General features: G+C 48.4%; 11 protein-coding genes. 3 read left to right on the top strand and 8 right to left on the bottom strand.

Annotated elements, in window-relative coordinates:
- Positions 1–565 precede the first annotated feature (565 nt).
- The gene (locus EGV91_RS05905; RefSeq protein ID WP_158290571.1) at positions 566–1,501 is read left to right on the top strand and encodes a nuclease-related domain-containing protein; all 936 of its coding nucleotides are present in this window, start codon (positions 566–568) and stop codon (positions 1,499–1,501) included.
- Between the two features lie 552 nt (positions 1,502–2,053).
- On the opposite strand, the gene EGV91_RS05900 is transcribed toward EGV91_RS05905, so the two are convergent.
- From EGV91_RS05900 to EGV91_RS05885, 3 genes are all read right to left on the bottom strand, one after another.
- Positions 2,054–5,548 carry a DUF6359 domain-containing protein gene (locus EGV91_RS05900; RefSeq protein WP_135501621.1) on the bottom strand — a complete coding sequence of 1,165 codons (3,495 nt, stop codon included), beginning with the start codon at positions 5,546–5,548 and terminating at the stop codon, positions 2,054–2,056.
- Between the two features lie 217 nt (positions 5,549–5,765).
- Complete coding sequence (locus EGV91_RS17340) at positions 5,766–7,307, bottom strand: endonuclease (protein WP_241666117.1); 1,542 nt, start codon at positions 7,305–7,307, stop codon at positions 5,766–5,768.
- A 986-nt stretch (positions 7,308–8,293) separates the two neighbouring features.
- On the bottom strand, positions 8,294–10,096 hold the full coding sequence (locus EGV91_RS05885) for an FAD-dependent oxidoreductase (protein WP_135501619.1): 1,803 nt from the start codon (positions 10,094–10,096) through the stop codon (positions 8,294–8,296).
- Positions 10,097–10,243: 147 nt separating this feature from the next.
- Here EGV91_RS05885 and EGV91_RS05880 point away from each other — a divergent pair, with 147 nt between their 5' ends.
- Complete coding sequence (locus EGV91_RS05880) at positions 10,244–12,115, top strand: LTA synthase family protein (protein WP_135501618.1); 1,872 nt, start codon at positions 10,244–10,246, stop codon at positions 12,113–12,115.
- Positions 12,116–12,169: 54 nt separating this feature from the next.
- On the opposite strand, the gene EGV91_RS05875 is transcribed toward EGV91_RS05880, so the two are convergent.
- Positions 12,170–14,371 (bottom strand): 5'-nucleotidase C-terminal domain-containing protein, encoded by a 2,202-nt coding sequence (locus tag EGV91_RS05875; RefSeq protein WP_135501616.1) that lies wholly within the window; start codon positions 14,369–14,371, stop codon positions 12,170–12,172.
- Between the two features lie 311 nt (positions 14,372–14,682).
- Between EGV91_RS05875 and EGV91_RS05870 the strand changes: the two genes are divergently transcribed.
- Positions 14,683–15,807, top strand: a complete 1,125-nt coding sequence (locus tag EGV91_RS05870; RefSeq protein ID WP_135501614.1) for an acyltransferase — start codon at positions 14,683–14,685, stop codon at positions 15,805–15,807.
- Between the two features lie 78 nt (positions 15,808–15,885).
- On the opposite strand, the gene csaB is transcribed toward EGV91_RS05870, so the two are convergent.
- The 4 genes from csaB to EGV91_RS05850 all read right to left on the bottom strand — a co-directional run bounded on the left by csaB (position 15,886) and on the right by EGV91_RS05850 (position 21,277).
- Entirely contained in the window at positions 15,886–17,031 is a 1,146-nt protein-coding gene (gene csaB / locus EGV91_RS05865) for a polysaccharide pyruvyl transferase CsaB (protein WP_338325021.1), read from the bottom strand.
- Complete coding sequence (locus EGV91_RS05860; protein ID WP_135501610.1) at positions 17,019–18,887, bottom strand: DUF5693 family protein; 1,869 nt, start codon at positions 18,885–18,887, stop codon at positions 17,019–17,021. The genes csaB and EGV91_RS05860 overlap by 13 nt, the downstream gene beginning before the upstream one ends.
- Before the next feature lie 108 nt (positions 18,888–18,995).
- Positions 18,996–20,546, bottom strand: coding sequence for a putative polysaccharide biosynthesis protein (locus EGV91_RS05855; protein ID WP_135501608.1), 1,551 nt, complete (start codon positions 20,544–20,546; stop codon positions 18,996–18,998).
- A complete protein-coding gene (locus EGV91_RS05850) occupies positions 20,543–21,277 on the bottom strand; it encodes a WecB/TagA/CpsF family glycosyltransferase (RefSeq protein WP_135501606.1) in 735 nt (244 codons plus the stop codon). The genes EGV91_RS05855 and EGV91_RS05850 overlap by 4 nt, the downstream gene beginning before the upstream one ends.
- Positions 21,278–21,394 lie beyond the last annotated feature (117 nt).

Below are 21,394 nucleotides of genomic sequence, written 5' to 3'. Positions count from 1 at the left end.
ATGTTGATTCTTCCATACTTCATGTTAACTTCTTGCTAGATCATGTTAACTCTGATTTAGGTCATGTTAACTTGAGAACCTTCTATCTAAACCCACAGATGGATGCATTTCGCCAAGGCGAAATGCGAAAGTGCTTGAGAAGGAGCTGTCCGCGGAGGCAGACAGCTTTTCCATTTAGGATTTTGAACTTGGATCGTGAAGAGTCGCTTTTCCGCTAGTGCCGGTTAAAGTCTAAACAGTTCATGTTAACCTCCTGCTAGGTCATGTTGAATCTCTCGCACTTCATGTTAATGTCTCGTTAGATCATGTTAAGCCCGATTTAGGTCATGTTAACTTGAGAACCTTCTATTTAAACCCATAGATGGATGCATTTCGCCCAGGCGAAATGGGAAAGTGACTCCATGTGCAGAACTTTAACCAAGATATGGCTTATAACTCGTATTCCGACTTTTTCTGTAGCGCTTCAAATTTCATTTTTGCTGTGTATAGGGCTTTCAAATATGACATTTGGATATTTATGGAATTTAATTCAGATACCTGATACACTCTTCTGGAGGTGATGCTAATGATTATGAAATACCGCGACAAACCAGCAAAAATTGCCGGGTATGAAGCGATGCTGAAAAGGTTGGCTCCAAATCATCCAAAACGCACGATGATTTCCGATGCACTTTACAATCATGTCGCAGGCATCGGTGGCGAAGAACGCGTCGACGATGCACTTTCCTATTTTGAACCGGATTATCCATTTTTGATTATCCAAGATTTACAATTACCAAACCGCGCCCAAATCGATACACTGATTATTACTGAGGATTGTGTCATTATTTTGGAAATCAAGAACCTTGGTGGCCAGCTGCGCCTTCGAAGCAACCCGAGCGCGCTGGACCAAACCGCATTGAACGGCCAGCGCCGATTTTTCCGGAGCCCTGTCATTCAAGCAGAGACGGCAAAAATTAAAATGGAAAGTATACTGAAAAGCTTTAATTGCCCACTGCCAGTAGAAACCGCGGTTGTGATGGCTTACTCTTCTCAATTCATCGAAAATGTGCCCCCTGGTGCAACAGTTTGGTCAGCTGATGAAGTATTGATTCAGCTAAACCGAAGAAACATTCACACGAGACTTTTGACTCCCGCTCAAATGGAACAACTGGCGCAAAGCCTTCTCTCCTTCGATCTCGAATATCAACTTTTCCCACTTTCCACTAAATACGGTATCCCTCTGAGCGATATTGAAAAAGGGGTATTCTGCCCGCGCTGCCAACTCCGGAAAATGGAGCGCACCGGCCGCCGCTGGGAATGCAAATTCTGCAATCTCTATAGCAAAGATGCTCATTTAGAGGCGGTCGATCATTGGTTTATGCTATGCAAATCCACGATCAACACCAATGAATGCAAAAACTTTCTTGGGCTGACTGATCTCGATGCAGCTAAACGCGTCCTTAAACGCAAAGGACTAATCGAAGTCGGGGGACGAAGAAATCGCACCTATCACCAATAGCTTTTTTTGCATTTACGCTTTTGAACCTGGATTGTGGAGAGTTACTTTTCTGCTAGTGCCGGTTAACTTCCAAACAGTTCATGTTAACCGCTGGCTAGGTCATGTTGAATCTCTCGCACTTCATGTTAACTTCTCGTTAGATCATGTTAACTCCGATTTAGGTCATGTTAACACGAGAACCTTCTCCCCAAACCCACAGATGGATGCATTTCGCCTGGGCGAAATGCGCAAGTGCTTGAAAAGGAGCCGTCCGCCGAGGCGGACAGCTTTTCCATTTACGCTCTTGAACTTTGATCATGGGGCGATGCTACACTTTTCTGCTCTCTCCTAAAAGGGACTCTCCCATGCTAATTCATCTTAAATGCTAAACAGAACATGTTAACCGCTGGCTAGATCATGTTGATTCTCTCGCACTTCATGTTAACTTCGATATACTTCATGTTAAACCCAATTTAAGTCATGTTAACGCCAAAAAAGCACAGATCAACGTATAAAATCTCTCCACAAAAAAAAGACCCGAGGCGCATCAGCGCCTCGGGTCTTTCGACATTTTTATTTCTTCTTCGCTTGCCCTTTGTTCGTGACGACTGTGTAGTTGCCCAGTTCGTTGATGCTTAGGGTGAACGTTGAGCCGTCAAGTTCGCCTTGGATGATTTTCCATTTGCCATTCTCGTCTTCGCGTGCACCGAATTGAATTTTGATCTTGCTGTCCGTTTCAAATGCCAGTTCTACGCTTGACGTGAAGTTGACAGGAATTTCATTGCCTTCAGCGTCTGTGATGGCCATGTTGATTTGCTGCGTCAATGCCGGGCGGCTGTCTACTGTTGCCGCGTCTTCAACTGCCAGTTCCAGGTTGAAGCCTTCGCCAGCTGCTGCTGCGATTTGCTGAAGGTTTTCTGCTGACAAAGTCAAATCTGCTGTCGGCAAGTCGATCAATAGGTCTTTGCCGCTTTCAAGCAATGCTTCGACTGTGCCTTCTGTGAATTCAATCGTCAATTCGCCTTCTTCGTTGAATTCTCCAGCTGTGACGACAGCTGTTTCACCTGTTGTGTCAGGCTCTGCTTCCTGCTCGCCAGGGACTGCTGGCTGTTTGAATGTGATTTGCGCCAATAATGGATCGTGGTCAGACGCGCGTCCGTGTTCTTCCATGAACAATGCGTTGATGTGGACCATGTCCAATTCTGTGTTGGCTGCCAAATTATTCGTTACCAGCAAGTGGTCAAGCACTTGTGAATTGCCTTGGTAATAATAAGAGAAGCGGTCTTCCAATGGCACATCTTCGACTTTATTCGTCAAAATGTCGCCTTTTAATGCTTCAAGTGCTGGTGTGAATTCGAAATCGTTCATGTCGCCTGCAACGATGACGTTCAAGTCAGGGTCTTGTGCAAGGCCATCTGCAATAAATTCGTTGATAGCTGTAGCCAATTTGATGCGTTCTTCAACTGAACCAAGGAATGGAGGCTGGTTCTGGCCGAATAGACCTTGGTCGCCGCCTTTCGAGTTCAAGTGGGCGCCGATGACAACCACTTCTTCACCTTGGAATTCGAATTGTGCTGCTACTGGCTTGCGTGTGTTCGGCATAGCGAACGGTTGGATGCGTCCAGGGTTCAATGACAATTCGCCGTCCACCCATGTTGTATCTTGAGTCGCTGTACCTTTCGTGCCTTCAGAAAGTGTGACGCGTTCCGGGTTGTACAGATAGCCGACGCGGATGTTCCCGCCTGGCTGTCCGCCGTCCTGGTTGTATTCAGGTGCGATGTCAGTCCACGCATAAGTTGGTCCGCCAGCTGCTTCGATTGCTGCAATCAAGCGCTCGTAGCTTCCTGTTGCGTCAGAGTTTCCTGATGCAATCGGGCCGTCCGTGTCTTGTACTTCGACCATCGTGATGATGTCCGGCGAGTTCAAGTCGTTGACGAATGATTTGCCGATGCGCGCTGCTTTTTCATCGCTAGTGTGGCTTGGATCTGCCGAGAAGTTCTCGACGTTATACGCTGCGACCGTCAATTTGTCATCTGCGTTTTCGATCCATGTTTGTTCCGGCTGGGTTCCGCCGTCAATTTTTTCTGGCAATTCGTTTTCGTTTGTCCAGATCTGGTAGTTTCCGAAGCCGTAGCCAAGGACGCCGACTGGCGCTTCAGCGAACGTATCACCCGCTTTGGCAATAAAATCTTCGCCTGTCTTAACTGTTATGCGTTCCGGGTTGTAGTCATCTTCAGCAAGAAGGATGCCGCCCATTTTGTGGAACTCGTTATTAGTCGCGTTTTTTGATACAACGAACACTTCGCCGTAATCCTGCGGTCCGACGATTTGTGCGTCAGCTACGCCAACTCGCATCAACTCTAAGGATTCCCAGAAATCAACGCCGTCTTCTTTCGGATCGAATGTAGTCAATCCGTCATCGTCGATGTTTTGAGTCGGCGGGAATACGTCTTCGCCGATAAGCAATGGTGCAGGAAGTTCAGCCGTGCCGTCTTTCACGACTTCTGTTGAACGGATGCGTGTCAACGGAAGGTCATTTTCCTTCATGTCCGAATAGCCGCTGTAGAACCATTCTTCCACTGTTCCGGCAACTGTTACCACGTCGCCGACACTGAATGAACTGCTCGCGCTTGAGCGGTTGACGAGGATGGCTTCAGACGTTGTATTATCATTATCTGGATTTGTATCTTGGATGACAAAGTTTGCGCCGTTATAGAAATGCGTAATGACGCCCGTGATTTCATTTACCGCTACGTTTTCGTAGTTCGTGAAATGCTTTTTCGCTTGGATATCACGGATTTTCAGGTCCGCTGTTTTCAAGACGGTGTATTTGAATGTGAAGACTTCCGACGTTTCAGCGCCCACTGCGATGGCTTTGATGGCCACGTCTTCTGTCAATGTGATTGGTGCTGTGTAAAGTGTGCTTGCAGCCGTTGGCGTTGAGCCGTCCAACGTGTAATAGATCGCTGCGTTTTCCCAGCCGGATTGGAGATTGATCTCTACGCCTTGAGAAACGACGCCTGGGAAGACATCTGTGTATACTGCTGGCTTGTTGACGAGGTCAAAACTTTCGATGCCAAGCGTTTTCACTTGGTACGAATCGTTGTATTTCGAAGCGATTCCTGAAACATGGACCAAATCGCCTTCTTTGTATTGCTGCATGAAGCGTTCGTACGTCAATCCGTTGCGGTTATCATTGCGGATGACGACGCTCTCGCCGTTTTCATGTGTTGCCGTGAATTCGAACGTACCGAATGAGTTCACTGCCGTAAGGCCCGTGATCGTCACGTTTTTAAGTTCAACCAATTCGCCTTGCGTATCTTCATTGACGCCAGCTGGAGTGATTTCCTGCAGAGCTGGCACTTCGTTGTTTGAAGAAAGGACTTCTATTGTATTCGGCTGGAATTGCAGTTCGCCGGAATACTCGGATACTGTACCCACGAGGCGCACATTATCGCCAGGCGCTACTTTTGCACTTGATGTATAGACATAAATCCCGGCAGTTTCGTCCTGGATGTAGAACGCGTTTCCGCCCCAGAAGCCCGTTCCAGTTGTCACTGTGCCTTCAACTGAGATCAGCTCGCCTGGTGTTGTACGTGCCTCAGCAAGCGTGTCGACTGCAGTTGGTTCAGGCGGTGCTTCGCCTTCCGATAAAATTGTGTAAGCAGATGCACTGCGGAGGCCTGGAACTGTGAAGTAAGCGCCGAGCGTTCCTGTGATTGTTACTTGTGCTTTGAAGTTTGAAGGGTTATCGACAAGATTCACTCCTGCACGTACAGAGCCTGAAGGCAATTGTACCGGCAGAATTTTCTTAGGATCTGTTTCATCCGGAGAATCCGCTAGACCAACGTTGGTGCCACCTGTAAAAGGAGCTTCCTGATCGTAGCTCGTGCCGCTATTGGCCACTCCCACGATATATCCTTTCACGGTCGCCGTTCCTGTATTATTTGCAATGGCATCCGCTACCGTAATCGGGTCTGCGGCATTTGCTGTTGCCATGAAAGGCAGGACAGCGGATAAGGCCAGTAAAAGACTTAGAAAAATCTTACTGAACGAACTTTTGGTCAAATTGCTCCACTCCTTGGATTTTTTTTGAGTTACAGGATTTATTATACATTTCGTTTGTAAGCGCTTCATTAAGATTTTGTAATATTTCAAACTCATTGCCCATTCAGCCTATATAAGTGTAAAAATATTGAAGATATAACGAAAATATATTTATGTTATATACCTATAATGCAAAAAGAGTTGTTTGTGCGCCAAGCACACGAACAACTCTTTTCAATTACCAGATGGATTCAGCCCATTCCGGATGGTCGATAAATGGATTGCGGTTGCCTTGAATCGCTTGAATTTTTTCATTGCGCTGTTGTTCCCAAGCGCTGACAGGATCTTGCGCATGCCATTGGAGCAATACTGAAAGTTTTCCGTGGTAAGGCGCTGTCCCGTTATTCAATTGGTCGTTTAGCTCAAGGTCGACTGGGTCGCCCGGTTCGTAGCGGACCGCCATGTAAAACAGCATACGCGCTACGTCGCCTTTCACATTATTCGGCGGTTCCCACGAAGTCGACGTGCGCAAACAGCCATCACAGCCACTCACCGTGCTGCCCCCGAAATCAAAATCAAGGTTGCCGCGCAGACCGTTCACTTGCACATCGGTCGGGCGCAAATGATGGATATCAGTTCCCGCTCCCATTGCCGTCCCGAAATCACCATGCGATTTTGCCCACGTGTGTTCACGGTTCCAGTCGCCGACATCACCGCCATTCAGAAGCTTCGAGCGCGATTCGCCAGTATACAGCAAGAGGACGTTATTCGGATTGTTCGGGTCTTCATCCGTTACTTTCAATGCATCCCATACGCCTGAATAGCTGAGCTGCTGGTGGCCATCGATGATTTCATGCAGTTCCGCTTTCAACGCCGGCCCCTGCAAACCCGCTGCTGTTTCGTAATAGCCAGTTGCAGGAGCTGAAGCGCTGACAGTCACTGAGAACGACTGGGTGACGCTTTGGTTGCCGTCGCTCGCGGTCACTCCGACAATATGTGAACCTTCCGGCAAATCGAGAGTCAGTACAGAACCGGATACGGTCCCTTTCGTCGCTGAGAATGAAAGGCTCTGCCCTTCAGGATCCGAGAAATACTCACGCAGATCGTATTGCAGACTCGCTCCCGTTTGAATTTGTTCATTCACAAACGTTTTCGTCGCGACCGGAGCCTCGTTCGGCACCGTGCTTGAGCCGTTCATGGTGTGCGCTCCGAGTTTGCTGAAGGTGTCTGATGGATAAGCTGTCCATTGTGCAGATGGGCTGAACGCATCATTGATGACGCGATCTCCGGACGTTACGTCCGCATTTCGCACGAGCGTGACGTCGGCGATATTATTGACGCGCGCACCGGCCTGGCCGATGGAATCGATTGCCGCGCCAGACTTCTCCAGCACCAACGCATCATCTCCGTTGAAATTAATGACGCTGTCATTCCGCAAATCGCCTTGGCCTTTGATCGCAGTTGACGCACTGCCATGATAGACAACAAACGTTTCACCGTTTGCGAGCGTGCCGGACAAATTCACTTCGCTTTGCGGGGATGTGCTGCCATTCGAATAAAGGGATAGCGAATACGAGCTCAAATTGACTGAAGCCCCAGTGCCGTTATAAAGTTCGACCGCCTTGTTCATGCTGCTTCCTTCAACGTATTCCGAAATCAAAAGATCGCTTGCCGCAGTAGCAGCTTGAACCGTATCTTGTGAACCTGGCAGCCATAAACTTGCAGCTAACCCAGCCGAGAGTAAAACTTTTATTCCCTTATTCCAATTGGTTTTGGCCATCTTAATGTGTTCCTCCTCTTTTCTGGAAAATGGACTTCATGGGCAGGTATTATGCATGTCTATCCTTTCTTGTATTAATGTAAATTATTAACTATTAACATCAATAATTTACATTTTTATCTATTTACTTCTTTAACTCTAGCGAATCCCCAGCTCTTCGTCAACGCTATTCAAAAAGACTTACACAAACTTAATAGAAGCATTTCAATGAGGTGAATGCTTCTATTGAAAGAGCTGTTCAAGCGGACTTTGCCAATTATGATCTGGAAGTTTTAGAGCCGCTTCATCGCTAGTGCCGGTTAAATTTCAAACAGTTCATGTTAAAGTCCTGCTAGGTCATGTTGATTCTCCCACACTTCATGTTAACTTCTGGCTAAGTCATGTTAACGCCGATTTAGTTTATGTTAACGAGAGAAACCTTCTATACAAAACCACAAATGGTTGCATTTCGCCAAGGCGAAATGCGCAAGTGCTTATAAAGGAGCCGTTCGCCGTGGCGAATGGCTTTTCCATTTATGCGCTAGAACTTGAATCGTGGGGCGATGCTTCACTTTTTTGCTCTCTCCTAAAAGGGACTCTCCCATGCTAGGTCATGTTAAATGCTAAACAGTTCATGTTAACAAGTGGCTAGGTCGTGATGATTCTCCCGCACTTCATGTTAACTTCCCACTTGATCATGTTAACGCCGAATCAGTTCATGTTAACGAGAGAAACCTTCTATCCAAAACCACAGTTGGATGCATTTCGCCTGAGCGAAATGCGCAAGTGCTTGTAAAGGAGCCTAACACAGCCGGCAGCTGTGTTAGGCTTTTCCAATTTTGCTTTTGAACTTGGATCTCAGAGAGACTTTACTCCACTAATGCCGGTTAAACTCGAAACAGTTCATGTTAATATCTCGCTAGGTCATGTTAACGCAAGAACCTGCAAAACCTCCCCCAATAAAAAAGCTCTTCGCCGAAGCGAAGAGCTTTTTCCCAGTAGAAATTTCATTGCCCATTCTTTAACTTCTCCAACGCAGCAGCAGCCAAGCTATATGCTTCTGCCCCATTGAGCGGGCGGTTTTCCTGCAAACGTTCCTGCAGTGTTTCGTCTACTAGGCCCGCGCTAATGGCTTGCTTCCATACATCCGTTCCCGCAAGCTCTTCACCGGTCAATTGCAGCACCAGCTCAGCGGCTTTGTCACGCTGCAGTTCCGTTTCATCCTCAGACAACTGGACTGCCGGCTTGGCGTCACTGCCAGCGAGGCCGGCAATGCGGGATGCGCCTTTATTGAGGATCAGCGTGAAGTCCTTGATCGCCATCGGCTCGTCAACAGGCATCTTATTTTCATATGCCCCTTTGATGAGGCCCAGGTTCAGCAGCGCTTTCAGCTGTGGATAAAACCATTCGCCTTGATACGGATAAGCCAGTTCGAACGGATACAGATTCGTCCCTTGCTGTTTGAGGCGTTCCTGCAGCTCATGGATCAGCGCTTTGTCAGCAGCCATTTCCCTGAATCCTGTCTCTTCTTCAATCGACAATGCCGCAGCGGTCCCCGCCGCTTGCGCTGTTGTCATGCCTGCCGGCAAAACGCGTGCACTGCCGGCCGCCAGCGAACTATAGCCGGATGCTTTGCTCGCAACAAGCAAGCCGTCGACTTTGAGCGGCACCAGCGATCGGAAAGGGATGGCGTATTGCACGGGGCTGCTGTAGACTGCACCGTAATCTTCTATAGAAGTCGCTTGTTCATCGACTGGGTATCCGCCGAAGCCGATGCTGTCCCAATGGTCTTTGAATTCCCAGACATCGCTGAGCGGCAGCTGGTATTCCGCTTTCACGTGGCGGGTTTCCCGGATGTAAAGCTCTTCCGGGTAACTGGCCACTTCCGCATTTTCGAAACCTGGGAAGTTTTCACGCAGGAATTCTACGATATAACCGGTTTCTTCTTTACCGATTTCAATCGCTTTGGCCCGCGACTCCGGGTCTAGCCCGTCAATGCCGAAAACTTGCAGCGCGTTGATGACAATCGTGTTGTCGCTTTGGCGCATGATGTTGAGTCCGCGCAGCCGCGTCTCTTTTTTAAAATGCGGCATGTAATCGAAATGGAGTTCGCCGAAGCCCCATGCCGTATTGCCGTTCACGCTTCCTCCGCCAAAAACACCGTTTTTCGCTGCGAGCTGGATGCCGTGCCAATCGACCCCTTTCAAGTGGATCATCAGCGTCACAGCCATTCTGCGGTCTTCGACTCCGACGTCTTCACCGCCGATATAATACGGCGCTCCCGCTTCTGCAGCAAGGTCCGCGTCTTTGGTGCTGTCGATAAAGCGTTTCGCAGAGACGGCCACTGTCTCGCCTTCCGCATCCGTCACCTTCACACCAACCAGCTGGCTGCCTTCTTTTACGATGCCTTCGAGTTCAGCGCCGGCGATGAGCGTCAGATTTTCTTCCCCTTCCACCAGTTCATGGAAAGCTGTTTCTGCGGCTTCGATGTCAAAGCCGACCTGGCCGCCGACACGTTCATGCCATTCCTGGAAAATCCCTGTATTCAGCGGATTGCCGTCCATGTCCGTGCTGAGGTCCAGAAAATTGAGCATGCCTTTCGTCATCAGCCCACCGAGCCGCTCTTCTTCAGCCACCAACAAGGTTTTGCTGCCGTTCCGCGCCGCAGCCACCGCAGCGGCTACGCCTTCAGGCTCTCCACCGAACACCACGACGTCATATGCTTGGTCTTCGCCAAAGGCGAACCACCCTGCCGCAAATAGCATGGAACCAGTCGCAATGATTAATAATACGATCAAATAATTACGCATGTTGCCCTCCCGTTCCGATATACATAGTCATGTAATTTTACCAGACTCTCCTAGTTCATTCAATCTATCCTACCCTTGACTTCTAGGCCATATTAACGAACAATAAGAGCAAGGAAATAAAATGGAAAAAGAATTAGGTGGTTGATTATGGAGAAGGACAAACGGTTTGGTTTTTTCAGAAGCCATTTCTTTATCATTACAGCATTTCTGCTGAGCAAGGTGATTCTGCTGCGGTTTCTGTTGTTTGAAGAGTTCAGCATTTGGCAGGCGGTCGTTCTGGAACTCAGTTACATCGTCGTCTTTGCGGCGATTATCGAGTTGATCGCAATTAAATGGAAGCCTGGGTTCTACTTGCTGCTGAGCCTCGTGCTGTCGACGCTGTTTTTGGCAGTCATTATGTATTATTCGTTTTTTGGGCGCATCGCCACATATTTCGCGCTGTTCCAGGCTGGACAGGTGGGCACGATCAGCGACAGTGTAACGGCATTATTGAATCCGGTGTATATCCTGTTTTTCCTGGACATCGCCGTTTTGCTGGTGCTCCTTGCGGCCAATAAATACCCGATCCACAGCAAGCCGGTCGACCGCAAGTCCATCGTGCTGCCGCTGCTGGTTCTGGGTCTGGCCATTTCAGCTATTAACTTCGTCATCCACAAAGATGAAATGATCGCCAATAACGTCATTGCGGCGCAAGAAAAAGGCATCCTCACATACGAAGCGCTTGAAATCGTATTTGGCCCTGAAGCCTTGGCGCAGAGCAATCCGGGCATTGAAAACGCAGCTGAATTCAAAGAAGAAATCCGCGAGTTGAAAAAACTCGAATTTCTTCCTGTTGCGGAGCGTAAATTTTTCGGCGATGCCCGCGGGCGCAATTTGATCATCATCCAAGTGGAATCGATGCAAAGCTTCCCGATTGGCCTCGAAGTCGGCGGCCAGGAAGTCATGCCTCATTTGAACAATATGCTCGGCGGCAGCTTTTATTTCCCGGACACGGCTCAGCAGACCGGCCCCGGCAATACATCCGATGCCGAGTTTATCGTCAACACATCACTTTATCCGCTCGCGTTCAATCCGACATCGCAAACCTATGGCAATAAAAAATTTCCGAGTTTGCCGCGCTTGTTGAATAACCTCGATTATTCGACGATGACGTTCCATGCCGATGATGTCGAATTCTGGAATCGCGATGAGCTGTATCCAGCACTTGGCTTTAGTGAATATTACCATGGCCAATTTTTCGGTGAAGAAGATGTCATCGGCATCGGCCCATCCGATGAAGTGATGTTCCAGAAAGCGCTGCCCGTGCTGCAGGAACAAACTGCACAAGGCAAAGCGTTTTATGCGCATCTTGTCGGCCTGACAAGCCATCATCCATTCAAGCTGCCGGCGGATAAAAAAGAATTGCAGCTGCCCGCTCATTTCGACAATTCGCTGACCGGCGATTACTTGATTTCGATGCATTATACCGACCGCGTCATCCATGATTTTATTGAACAATTAAAAGCTGAAGGCATTTACGACAATAGCGTCATCGCCATTTATGGCGATCATTTCGGCTTGCAGCAAAGCGCCATCAGCGAGAACGATGTCGATTTGGTCAGCGAATTGCTGGGACACGAATATAAGACGCTCGACCGTTTGAACGTGCCGTTTGTCGTCCATGCGCCGGGCATTACCGACCAAGGCGAAACTTTTGAAGGCACCAGCGGCCAGCTCGACATTATGCCGACGCTCGCGAACATGCTGGGCATCCCGCTTGATGACCAAATCATTTTCGGACAGGATCTGTTGAACCATGACAGCAACCTGCTTGGTGCGCGCTATTATATGCCGGCCGGTTCGTTCTGGAACGATGAGATTTTGTTCATGCCGGAAAAAGGCTTTGAAGACGGCAACGCCTATGACCTTGAAACCGAAGCGCCGCTGGAGGATTTCAGCCGCTTTAAAGAAGATTATGACCGCATCCTCAAACTTGAAAGCTTGTCGGACGCCTATCTCGAAAGTTTGCCTGAACGCTAAAAAAATCCCTCTGTTGCCGGATATCCGGCGACGGAGGGATTTTTTAGCGTGCTGTTATTTTGCTGCGTAAGGCAAGTACAATGAGAACACTTTAGCTGTTTCTTCACGTGAAGTGAGTTTAGCCGGCATGTAGTTGTTTTCATAGCCTTCGACAATTTTGAAGTCATAAAGCATTGTGATTGCTTTTTTCGTTTCTGCATCAAGCTTGCTGATGTCTTTGAATGGCGCTACGTTTGTATACTTGTACTCGCCATTGTCTTTTTCGTACATGCGGTTCATGATCAATGCGAAATGGTCGCGCGAGATTTTCGCGTTCGGGTTGAATTTCGTGTCTGTAGCACCTTTGATCAATCCTGCAGCATAGGCAGCGTTGATCTCAGCTTGGCGCTCAGGCGGCAAGTTGCCGATATCCGTGAACTTCGATTTTGGTGCATTTTCAGTTTCCAAACCTAACGTACGGACCATCAGCGTTACTGCCTGCCAGCGCGGCAAGTCTTGTTTCGGTGAGAATGTTGTTTCAGTTGTACCGTTGATGATGCCGCGGTCGAACAAGTCTTTGATGTAAGTGTATGCCCATCCTTCTGTATCCACGTCAGTGAACGGGAATTCTGCAGGCTCTTCAGAAGCGCCAATTGTGATGCGCCCTTCAACAGCCGGGTTTACTTCTGTTAATGAAGTAATGTGATCAACGAACATATCGAAATCCGTGAATCCTGGCTCTGATACGCGTCCGTCTTTATAAGCTGCGCCGAATGACGTATAGCCATCGCCGCCTGCAGCTACGAATGTGTTCGTTGCTACTTTGTAGTTTTTAGCAGTGTCTAATGCAGTGAATGTTCCGCCTTCATTTACGCTTACAGAAGTGACGCGCGATCCTGCTGCTTTCGTTGGATCGAATGTGAACTTCATGCCCGCTACGTGAAGGAATGAACCCAATTCGTTCGGGTATTCAGAAACACTGTGCTCAAGAGCTGTTTTCAGCTCAGCACCAGTCAAGTCCATGATTGCAAGCGAGTTGCCGAATGGCAATGTCGTCAAGACTTCACCGTAAGTGATCGGTCCAGCATCGATTGATGCACGGATGCCGCCGCCGTTTTGGACAGCGATTACTGTTTCAGCATCAACGGTTTTCGCTTTTGCAAGCATGCCGTCAGTGATCAAGTTTCCAAGGTTCGTTTCAGAAGAGCGTACACCAACTCCGTCTCCTGGAGTTTGGCTGCGTCCACCGTTAAGGGCAACTTTTGATTCTGCGCCTGTCGGTTGGGTCTTGATTGCAGCAATTTCGTCTGAGTACGGTTTAAGTGCAGCTGCTACTTCAGCATCTGGAGTCAGTTGAGTTGCAGCTACATCATGCAAAGTACCCGTATGGCTTGTGATAACGCCGGCATCGTCGAATGTAACATCCAATTGGCCAAGGAATTTACCGTATTCGTTCGCTTGCACGATGACAATCGGGTCGCCATTTTCCACAACAACTGGCGGTGTAACTTTCGTATGCGTGTGTCCGCCAACGATAACGTCGATTCCTGGAACTTCTGCAGCCAATGTCAAATCATTGTCGTATTTTGCTGAATCATTAAATCCGATATGCGTAAGCGCGATGATTTTATCGACGCCTTCCGCTTCAAAAGCCGCTACAGCTCCTTCAGCCGCTTCGATGTAGTTTGAGAATGTTACATCACCAGGGCTTGAAATGTCTACTGTCTCTTCTGTCGTCAAACCGAAGATTCCGACTTCTTCACCATCGATTTCTTTGATGATGCCGTTATAAACTTCACCGTCTTCAAATACTCGTGTATATTCTGCATTTTGGTAATCTTGGATAAATGGGTTTTGCGAAAAGTCCACGTTCGCCGATACGAATGGGAAATCAGACGCGAACATAAACTCATCAAGCGCCTCATGGCCGTCTGATGCGCCAAGGTCAAATTCGTGGTTGCCGAAAGTCATGGCGTCATAGCCCATCAAATTCATCATTTCAGCGTCCGCTTGCCCTTGGAATGTATTGAAGTAAAGTGTTCCTGAGAAAACATCTCCCGCGTCCAGCAATAGATTATTCGGTTTTTTCGAACGGATATCATTGACGATTCCGGCGCGCTTCGCCACTTGGTCCAAGTTCGCGTGCGTATCATTCGTGTGCATGATCGTCAGTTCGAAATCACCTTCTGCAGCTTGTGCATTGCCCGGAGCTTGAACTCCGATTACACTGGCTGTCATTGCAACAGCAATCGCGGTTTTAAAGATTTTTCCTTTCATTCGACACCATCCTTTGTTTTTTTTCGAGCGATCGGCAGCTACTGAGCTGTTGCCTGTGCACACAAGCACTGGGGCAAGTTGTATTTCTATGTATTCTGAACACAGCAAGTAAGCGCAATCATTCGATTTCAGTTTAACACGTCTGATTTATTAGAACAATAAAAATTTATAATCATTTCCCATTTAACTAAATCTTTATACCCCCTTTACAATAGATTAATAAGACCTATGTTTTATGTGATAAAATTGTAGGGGCATAAAGGCTGGGGCAGTTCCTGCAACCTGGCAACTAAAGAAAGAACGGTGATTAGATGGCTTTGCCAAGAAAACACTTAAGCGGAATTCAATACGCACGGGCGCTCGCTTTGTTTGCAGTATTCGCCGTGCATTCCAGCTCGACTGGCGTCGGCGGCAGCGGCAAAGATTCGCTGGCGTTCGCATTTTATAATTTCTTCAATATTGCCGGAAAAATAGGAACGACAACTTTTATTTTTTTGAGCAGTTTTATACTATTCTATACTTATTACCACCGGGACTTAACGATTAAGCTGTTTCTTCAATTCTATAAGAAGCGGCTGCTGTACATCTTGGTCCCTTATCTCGTGTTCTCCGTCTTCTATTTCTGGTTGAACACCTACCTTTTCGGCAGTTTCAGCGATATCCCGCTGCTGTTTGAAACATTTATGGCCAAGCTCGCCACAGGAAAAGCAGGCTATCATCTGTATTTCGTATTTGTCAGCGTCCAGTTTTACTTGATGTTCCCTGTGCTGCTCTTTTTGTTCAAGAAATTCCGCTGGATCCGGAAATATTCGATTTTCCTTGGCATCGCCTTGCAATGGGCATGGGTCTACTTGAATTCGATTTATTTCCAAGTACCGGCTAAAGGCTCGATGGCATTCTCTTATTTCATGTTCTATTTCTTCGGGGCATTCCTCGGCGTCTATTATGAAAACGTGATGGCTTGGCTCGCCGACCGCCGGCGCAGCCTTCCGGGGATTGCGCTGCTCGGAGCCAGCTTCGCGGCGATGATCTATTATTACGTCAACATGATGTATGAAATGCGCACCGGCCAGACAGTGTTCACCACCCGCCAAATCGAATTTGCGTGGAGCACACACGCCCTGCTTGCGTGCGCGGTGATTTTCCTGGCCGCCCATTTCATCGATTCGAAAAAGCTGCCTACTATTAAAAAAATATTGGCAGAGCTTGGCACGGTGTCGTTCGGCATGTACTTGATCCACCCCGTATTCCTGATGGGCATGCGCGGTTTCCTGCCAAGCGGCGACCCGCTCATCTTCCATTCATGGCAAGCGCTGAGTTTTCTCGTCGCATTTTTCGGCAGCTGGTTCATTGTCCGTACGGTATTTGAATTCCTTCCGTTCAGCTGGGTCATTTTCGGCAAAGGCAATAAGCTGCTTAAACCGAATGGCCAATAGGCATTCAAAATCTATTCAGAAACAAAAAAAGCAGGCAATCTTTGGCCCATCACTGATGGGGCAAGGATTGCCTGCTTTTTATCTATTGCGCAATTTCGCTTTTTCAGCGTATGTGATTGGTTTTTGTGAGCCATCGGGTGCTTTTCCAAGCGCATCGATCACGGCTTTTGCAGTCGCCCCGGCACTTTCATGGAGCGGTTCGACGAATTTCTTCAAGTTATCGATATGGCAGGATGGATTCGACAGAATGCGCTCGATCGCTTCGACGATTGTGTCAGCGAAAACATCGCGTTCCTTGATGCTTCCAACCACTTGCTGGTCGACGATTGCAGAGAATGAATCGATTTTCGGGTCATACGAGATTGCAGCAAACGGCGTATAGCCGACTGCCGCGAAAATCAATGCGTGAAGACGCATACCAAGCAGCACATCCGAATCCTTGATGACAGCCATCTTTTGTTCGATGGAGCTGTCATGTGGAAAGATTGTTGCATCGTTTGCCATCATGCCTTTGACGCGCTCCGATGTGGACAAATCGTGTTTGCCATGCATCGGCACCAAGACGATGTTACGTCCACGCTCCGCTAATTTATCAAGAGCGGAGGCGATTTCATCCAAATAAGAAAGTTCCTCTGTCCAATCGCGAATTGATACGGTGACGACCGGTCCAGTAAACGATTGGGCGGCGAGCCAGTCACTTTGAAAACCGCTTGGGTCCATACCCATCACCGGATCCGGCACCAGCCCAATCGGCGCTTTGACGCCAATTTCTTCAAGCAATATTTTTGAAGCCGTGTCGCGCACTGTCAATAAGTTTGCTGACTGCAATGTATTTTTGACAATCAGCTGGTTCGCCCGCAAATTGATCGGCCCGATGCCTTGTGCATAAACGAACACCGGTTTCCGCAATAGCTGAGCAATCTTCATGACACCGGCGTAATACGCGATGCTTTTGCGGCCGGTTTCATCCTGCAGCAAACTTCCGCCGCCGCTGATCAAACCATCCGCACTTTTTAGCGCACGCGTGACCTCCAGCAAACTCCACCGATTGACGGCATCTACACCATACGTGTCTGCCGTCTTTTCAGGTTTATTCGACAGGACGGTGATCTCCACTTTCGGCTGGTAAGCCCGCAAAGATTGGATTATGGCATAAAGAATAGCTTCATCCCCTACGTTGTCGAATCCATAATATCCAGATAAAACTATTCTCAACCTTGCCACCTCGCCTTTATCTTTTCAACGGCGCGCTTCCCTGCCCAGTTATAGAGCAGAATCAGCGCATAGCCGATTATTAATCCCAATATGATGCTGTATAAACTTCTTAATAGCGAAATCGACAGCGGAATGTGCAGATGGGTGAATGTATTGACCATCGACAAAAATCCGATCACTGCCCCGACCAGCAAGAAGTAACTGGCCATTTTATACGTTCTCCCGATATGCAGCGCCAGGATGAACAATGGGAATCCAATAAGGAATTCCTTCGTCCGCGGGCGAACATAGAGGATTTTCTCCAGGAAAAGCCTTGCCTGCACCTCGATATTGCTTACTGAGCCCTCGTTGCCTGTGCGTCCGATATAATACAATCCAAGCACAGCGATTATGCCGAGCAACGCGACATGCCAGTATTTCACACTTTCTTTCATCAAAGGAATGAGGTACTCCCAAATCGCATATAGTAAAACGGCCGCAATCGGCACGATATAAATCAATTTTACGCCTCTGAACGAGTCTATACCTAACAAGAATTCATTTCCATTAAGCAATACGATTATAAACCAAATCCCTACGAAAGTCACAGCAAGGGCTTTGATGTATTCCTTCAGAATAAATCCTTTGGCACTCTCGTTGCGATCCTGCAGTATGGCCACAATCGGCGCTGCTAATCCGACAGCCAGCGCAGCCGCTTTCAAGATGAGGCTTGTGCCGAGCACTGCATAGAGCAGCGCCAACAAAACGGTGCCTGCAATTGCTGCAAGCGCCAGCCAGCGTTTTTTGAAAAGCGCCAAAGCCCCGAACGCCAGGAATGCACCGGCGCCGATCAACCCGACGAGTTTTTGCCATAACGGCGCCTCGTATTTCACAAAGGTTTCTGACTTGCCTCTTTCAAACGAAGCGGGCATGCCGCGGTCCACTTCCGTTTTTAGCTCGTTGAGCAAATCCATCGATTCTTCACGCTCGATCGTATCCAAGTTCAGAAAAATCGCCCGGATGTTACGTTCTTTTACCGCCCGGACAATGCGTTCCGCTGTCGTCGTAATTGTGTCCTCCGTCACCGGCACACTATGCAAGCGTACAACGTCCAAGTCCATTGCGTATGCAGCAGCTGCAAAACCGATTTGCTCGGCAAGCTCGATGCTGAACAGCGAATAGCCCGCCTCTTTCAAATCGGCCATTGCTTGTTTCATCAATTCAGGTTCGTCTGACAGCAGCAAATCCGTCCCGCTAAACAATATGTTGTCGATGCCTTCTTGCTTCAGCGCCAGCAATTCATCCAGCACCCGGTCAGTTTCAACTTCCGTCTCGTATTTGCCGATCCGCGGAACAACGTCCATGCCGGCTGCCAAAATCGCTGCGGCCGCCTCTTCATCGTAGCCGACCGTCGTTGTCAGAATATCCGAACCTGTTCCTGAAATGAACGTATACTCATAACCATTGATTTCCACATTCCGCGTTTCTTCGAAAATGGATGCTGCGATGTCCGCAAACGGATAATCAGAGTCCGCATTGACAAACAATCCGGCACGATCGAAATAATCATCCAATGGCTCCTGGTTGTTCAACAGCAAATGCTCCCGCATGCGCGCAGCATTTAAGGTTGTAATCCGCCCTTTCGTTTCCAAGGTCTGGACCGTATCCGGCTCCAGGCTCACCGACTGTACGCCCGTTCCCCTGACATCCGACAGCGCCTGTTCAAGCGTCAAATCCGGATCAGCGGCCATCCATTGATGCAGCAGTTTATAAGGAACGATCGTTTCCACTTTTTTGCTGGATTCTTCTGCTTGGATCCGTTGGTACCAAGATGGGATTGTTAAAATCATGGCGGCGATGATGACGCCGATTAACGCTTTTTGCAATGCCTACACACCCTTATTCATTACTTGTATAAATTTTAATATGGCTAATGGCCCGTATAGCAGATTCAATATGCCACTTGTTTGGTTCAGCTTAGATATTTATGAAAATTACACGAATCTCTTGAATATCGGGATTCTGCTCAATAGCTCCGGGCCGACTGCTTTGAAGGCAATCAGCAAGCCGAAATAGAAGGCCGCTCCGATGGTGATTGTAACGGTTACGTATATTAATGAAAGTACTCGTGAAAGTTCACTGAAATCGAAGTAGATTCCAGGCATCCATACGGCTGCTCCCATCGCGAGTCCCGCAACGGATACCAATAGGAGTTTTTTTGAAAAGAAATTGAATTTCGTGTATTTCCAGATGAAATACGTGTTGATGAGATAAAGCACAAAATACACGACAGCGGTGGAAATCGCCGCTCCCATAAGACCGTACATATTGACGAAAATCAGGTTCAGCACCAATTTCAGCACGACACCGGCAACGATGATCCATGCTCCGAGCCGGGCTTTGTTGATGCCTTGGAGAACACCGGTGCCGAGCACAGCCAGCGAGGTGAAAAGTGAACTGAACGAAACGACGGCAAGTACGGCGCTTCCTTCCAGGTCTGTAAATAACGCCCGGTTGATCGGCAGCGTCAATGCTACTAAGCCGACAGCTGCAGGAATCGATATGACATAAGTCAGGAAAAATGTATTGTTGATCAGTTTTTTCACGCCTTCAGAATCCTGTTGGGCGAGTTTTGCTGAGATGGACGGGATGAGCGGCAAAACGACGGAGCTGGCGAACACTGTGACGATTTGCACGAGTGCGAGGCCCCTGCCGTAGATGCCGTATAAATAATTGATGTCTCCTGCAGAAGTGCCGTAATTTTTCAGGCCTGCCGGCACTGTTATGGAATCTGCCAGATTCAATAAAGCCATCGTAATGGCGCCGATTGCAATCGGAATGGAAATTTTCAGGATCATGCGCCCTGTTTTCCAAAACGGTTTGTGGTTTGCTTCAGTTTTTTGCAGGGCCTTTTTATGTGTGCGCTGATAAAGCAGGCGCAGGTAAATGAGTGACGCAGCTGCGCCGAGGAACGAACCGATCATGATGCCGCCTGCCACTTCTTGGTCGCTGTAAAGATTTTGCACCATGATGACCGCAACAACCAAGATTAAACCGACGCGGACAAATTGCTCGATGACCTGCGACACTGCTGTCGGCGCCATGTTTTCATAGCCTTGGAAAAAGCCGCGGTACACAGCCATGTATGGGGCGATGAGCAATGTCAACGCGACAACGATCAATGCGGGCCGTGTAGAAGAGCCGCCTAGCACTTCAGCCAATTGATGGGAGAAAGCGTAAATCAGCAGGAAACTCGTCAGCCCGAAAAGGCTGGCGAGCACGCCTGACACCTTGAAAATATGGTTGATTTCCTGCTCGTCGCCTTTCGCGCGCGCTTCGGCGATCAGTTTCGATATGGCAATCGGAATGCCCGCAACCGATAAGGTCAGCGCCACCATATAGACCGGATAGACGAGCGTGAAAATACCGAGCACTTCATCCCCCGCGATGTTCTGGAGCGGGATGCGGAACAGGCTTCCGAGTATTTTTGACAGGAGCGCGGCGATGGATAAAATCAGCGTGCTTTTGAGCAATGTATTCTTCATTTGCTGCTGGCTTTCCGCTGCAGTACCACCAAAGCGAATTTCGGCAAGACAAGCATTCTTCTCCAGCGGGAAGGCTGTTTCACTAGCCGGTAGAACCATTCAAGGTTCATCTTCTGCCACATTTCCGGCGCCCGTTTGACGTTTCCGCTGAATACGTCGAAACTGCCGCCGATGCCGATGAAGACGCCTTTATCGAATTTATCGATGTTTCCGCCGATCCATAGCTCCTGGCGCGGGAAACCGAGCGCCACAAACACAAGATCCGCCTGTGATTGGCGGATGCGCTGCGGAAGTTCAGGGTCTTCCCAATCAAAAAAGCCATTTTGCTGCCCGGCGACGATAACGTTCGGGTAGCGCTCTTTCACCAGCCGTACCGTTTCTTGAAGGACAGGTTCTGCTGCGCCCAAAAAGAAAATGCGCTGGTGCTTTTCATTGGCCAGGACAAGTAGGTCGAGCATCATATCATAGCCGCTCACGCGCTCCGGCAATGAATCGCCGATCAAGCCGGCCGCTTTGACAATACCGATGCCATCAGCGGTAATGTAATTCGCTTTATCCAATATCTTTTTGTAGGCCGGATCCTGAAGCGAATGCATGACGATTTCCGGATTGGCGGTGACGACGAATGTTTTGTCGTTTTGGGCAATGCGCTGTTGCAGTTTTTCTATAAACTCGCGGCGCGTAGCTTTGATAAAAGGCACGCCGAGGATGTGTACAAATTTTGATGTCATAACAAATCTCCTATTCAAAAAGGCAAAATATCTTAGCCTAGTATAACATAAACAAAAAATCCCGGCTCCGGCGAAAAGCGCCAGAACACGGGATTCTTTTGTAAAAATTGTTAAGAT

It is taken from the genome of Planococcus koreensis, assembly GCF_004761975.1.
Lineage (GTDB): Bacteria > Bacillota > Bacilli > Bacillales_A > Planococcaceae > Planococcus > Planococcus koreensis.
The sequence above is the reverse complement of the archived record's forward strand: the minus strand, read 5'-3'. Positions and strand labels throughout refer to the sequence as shown.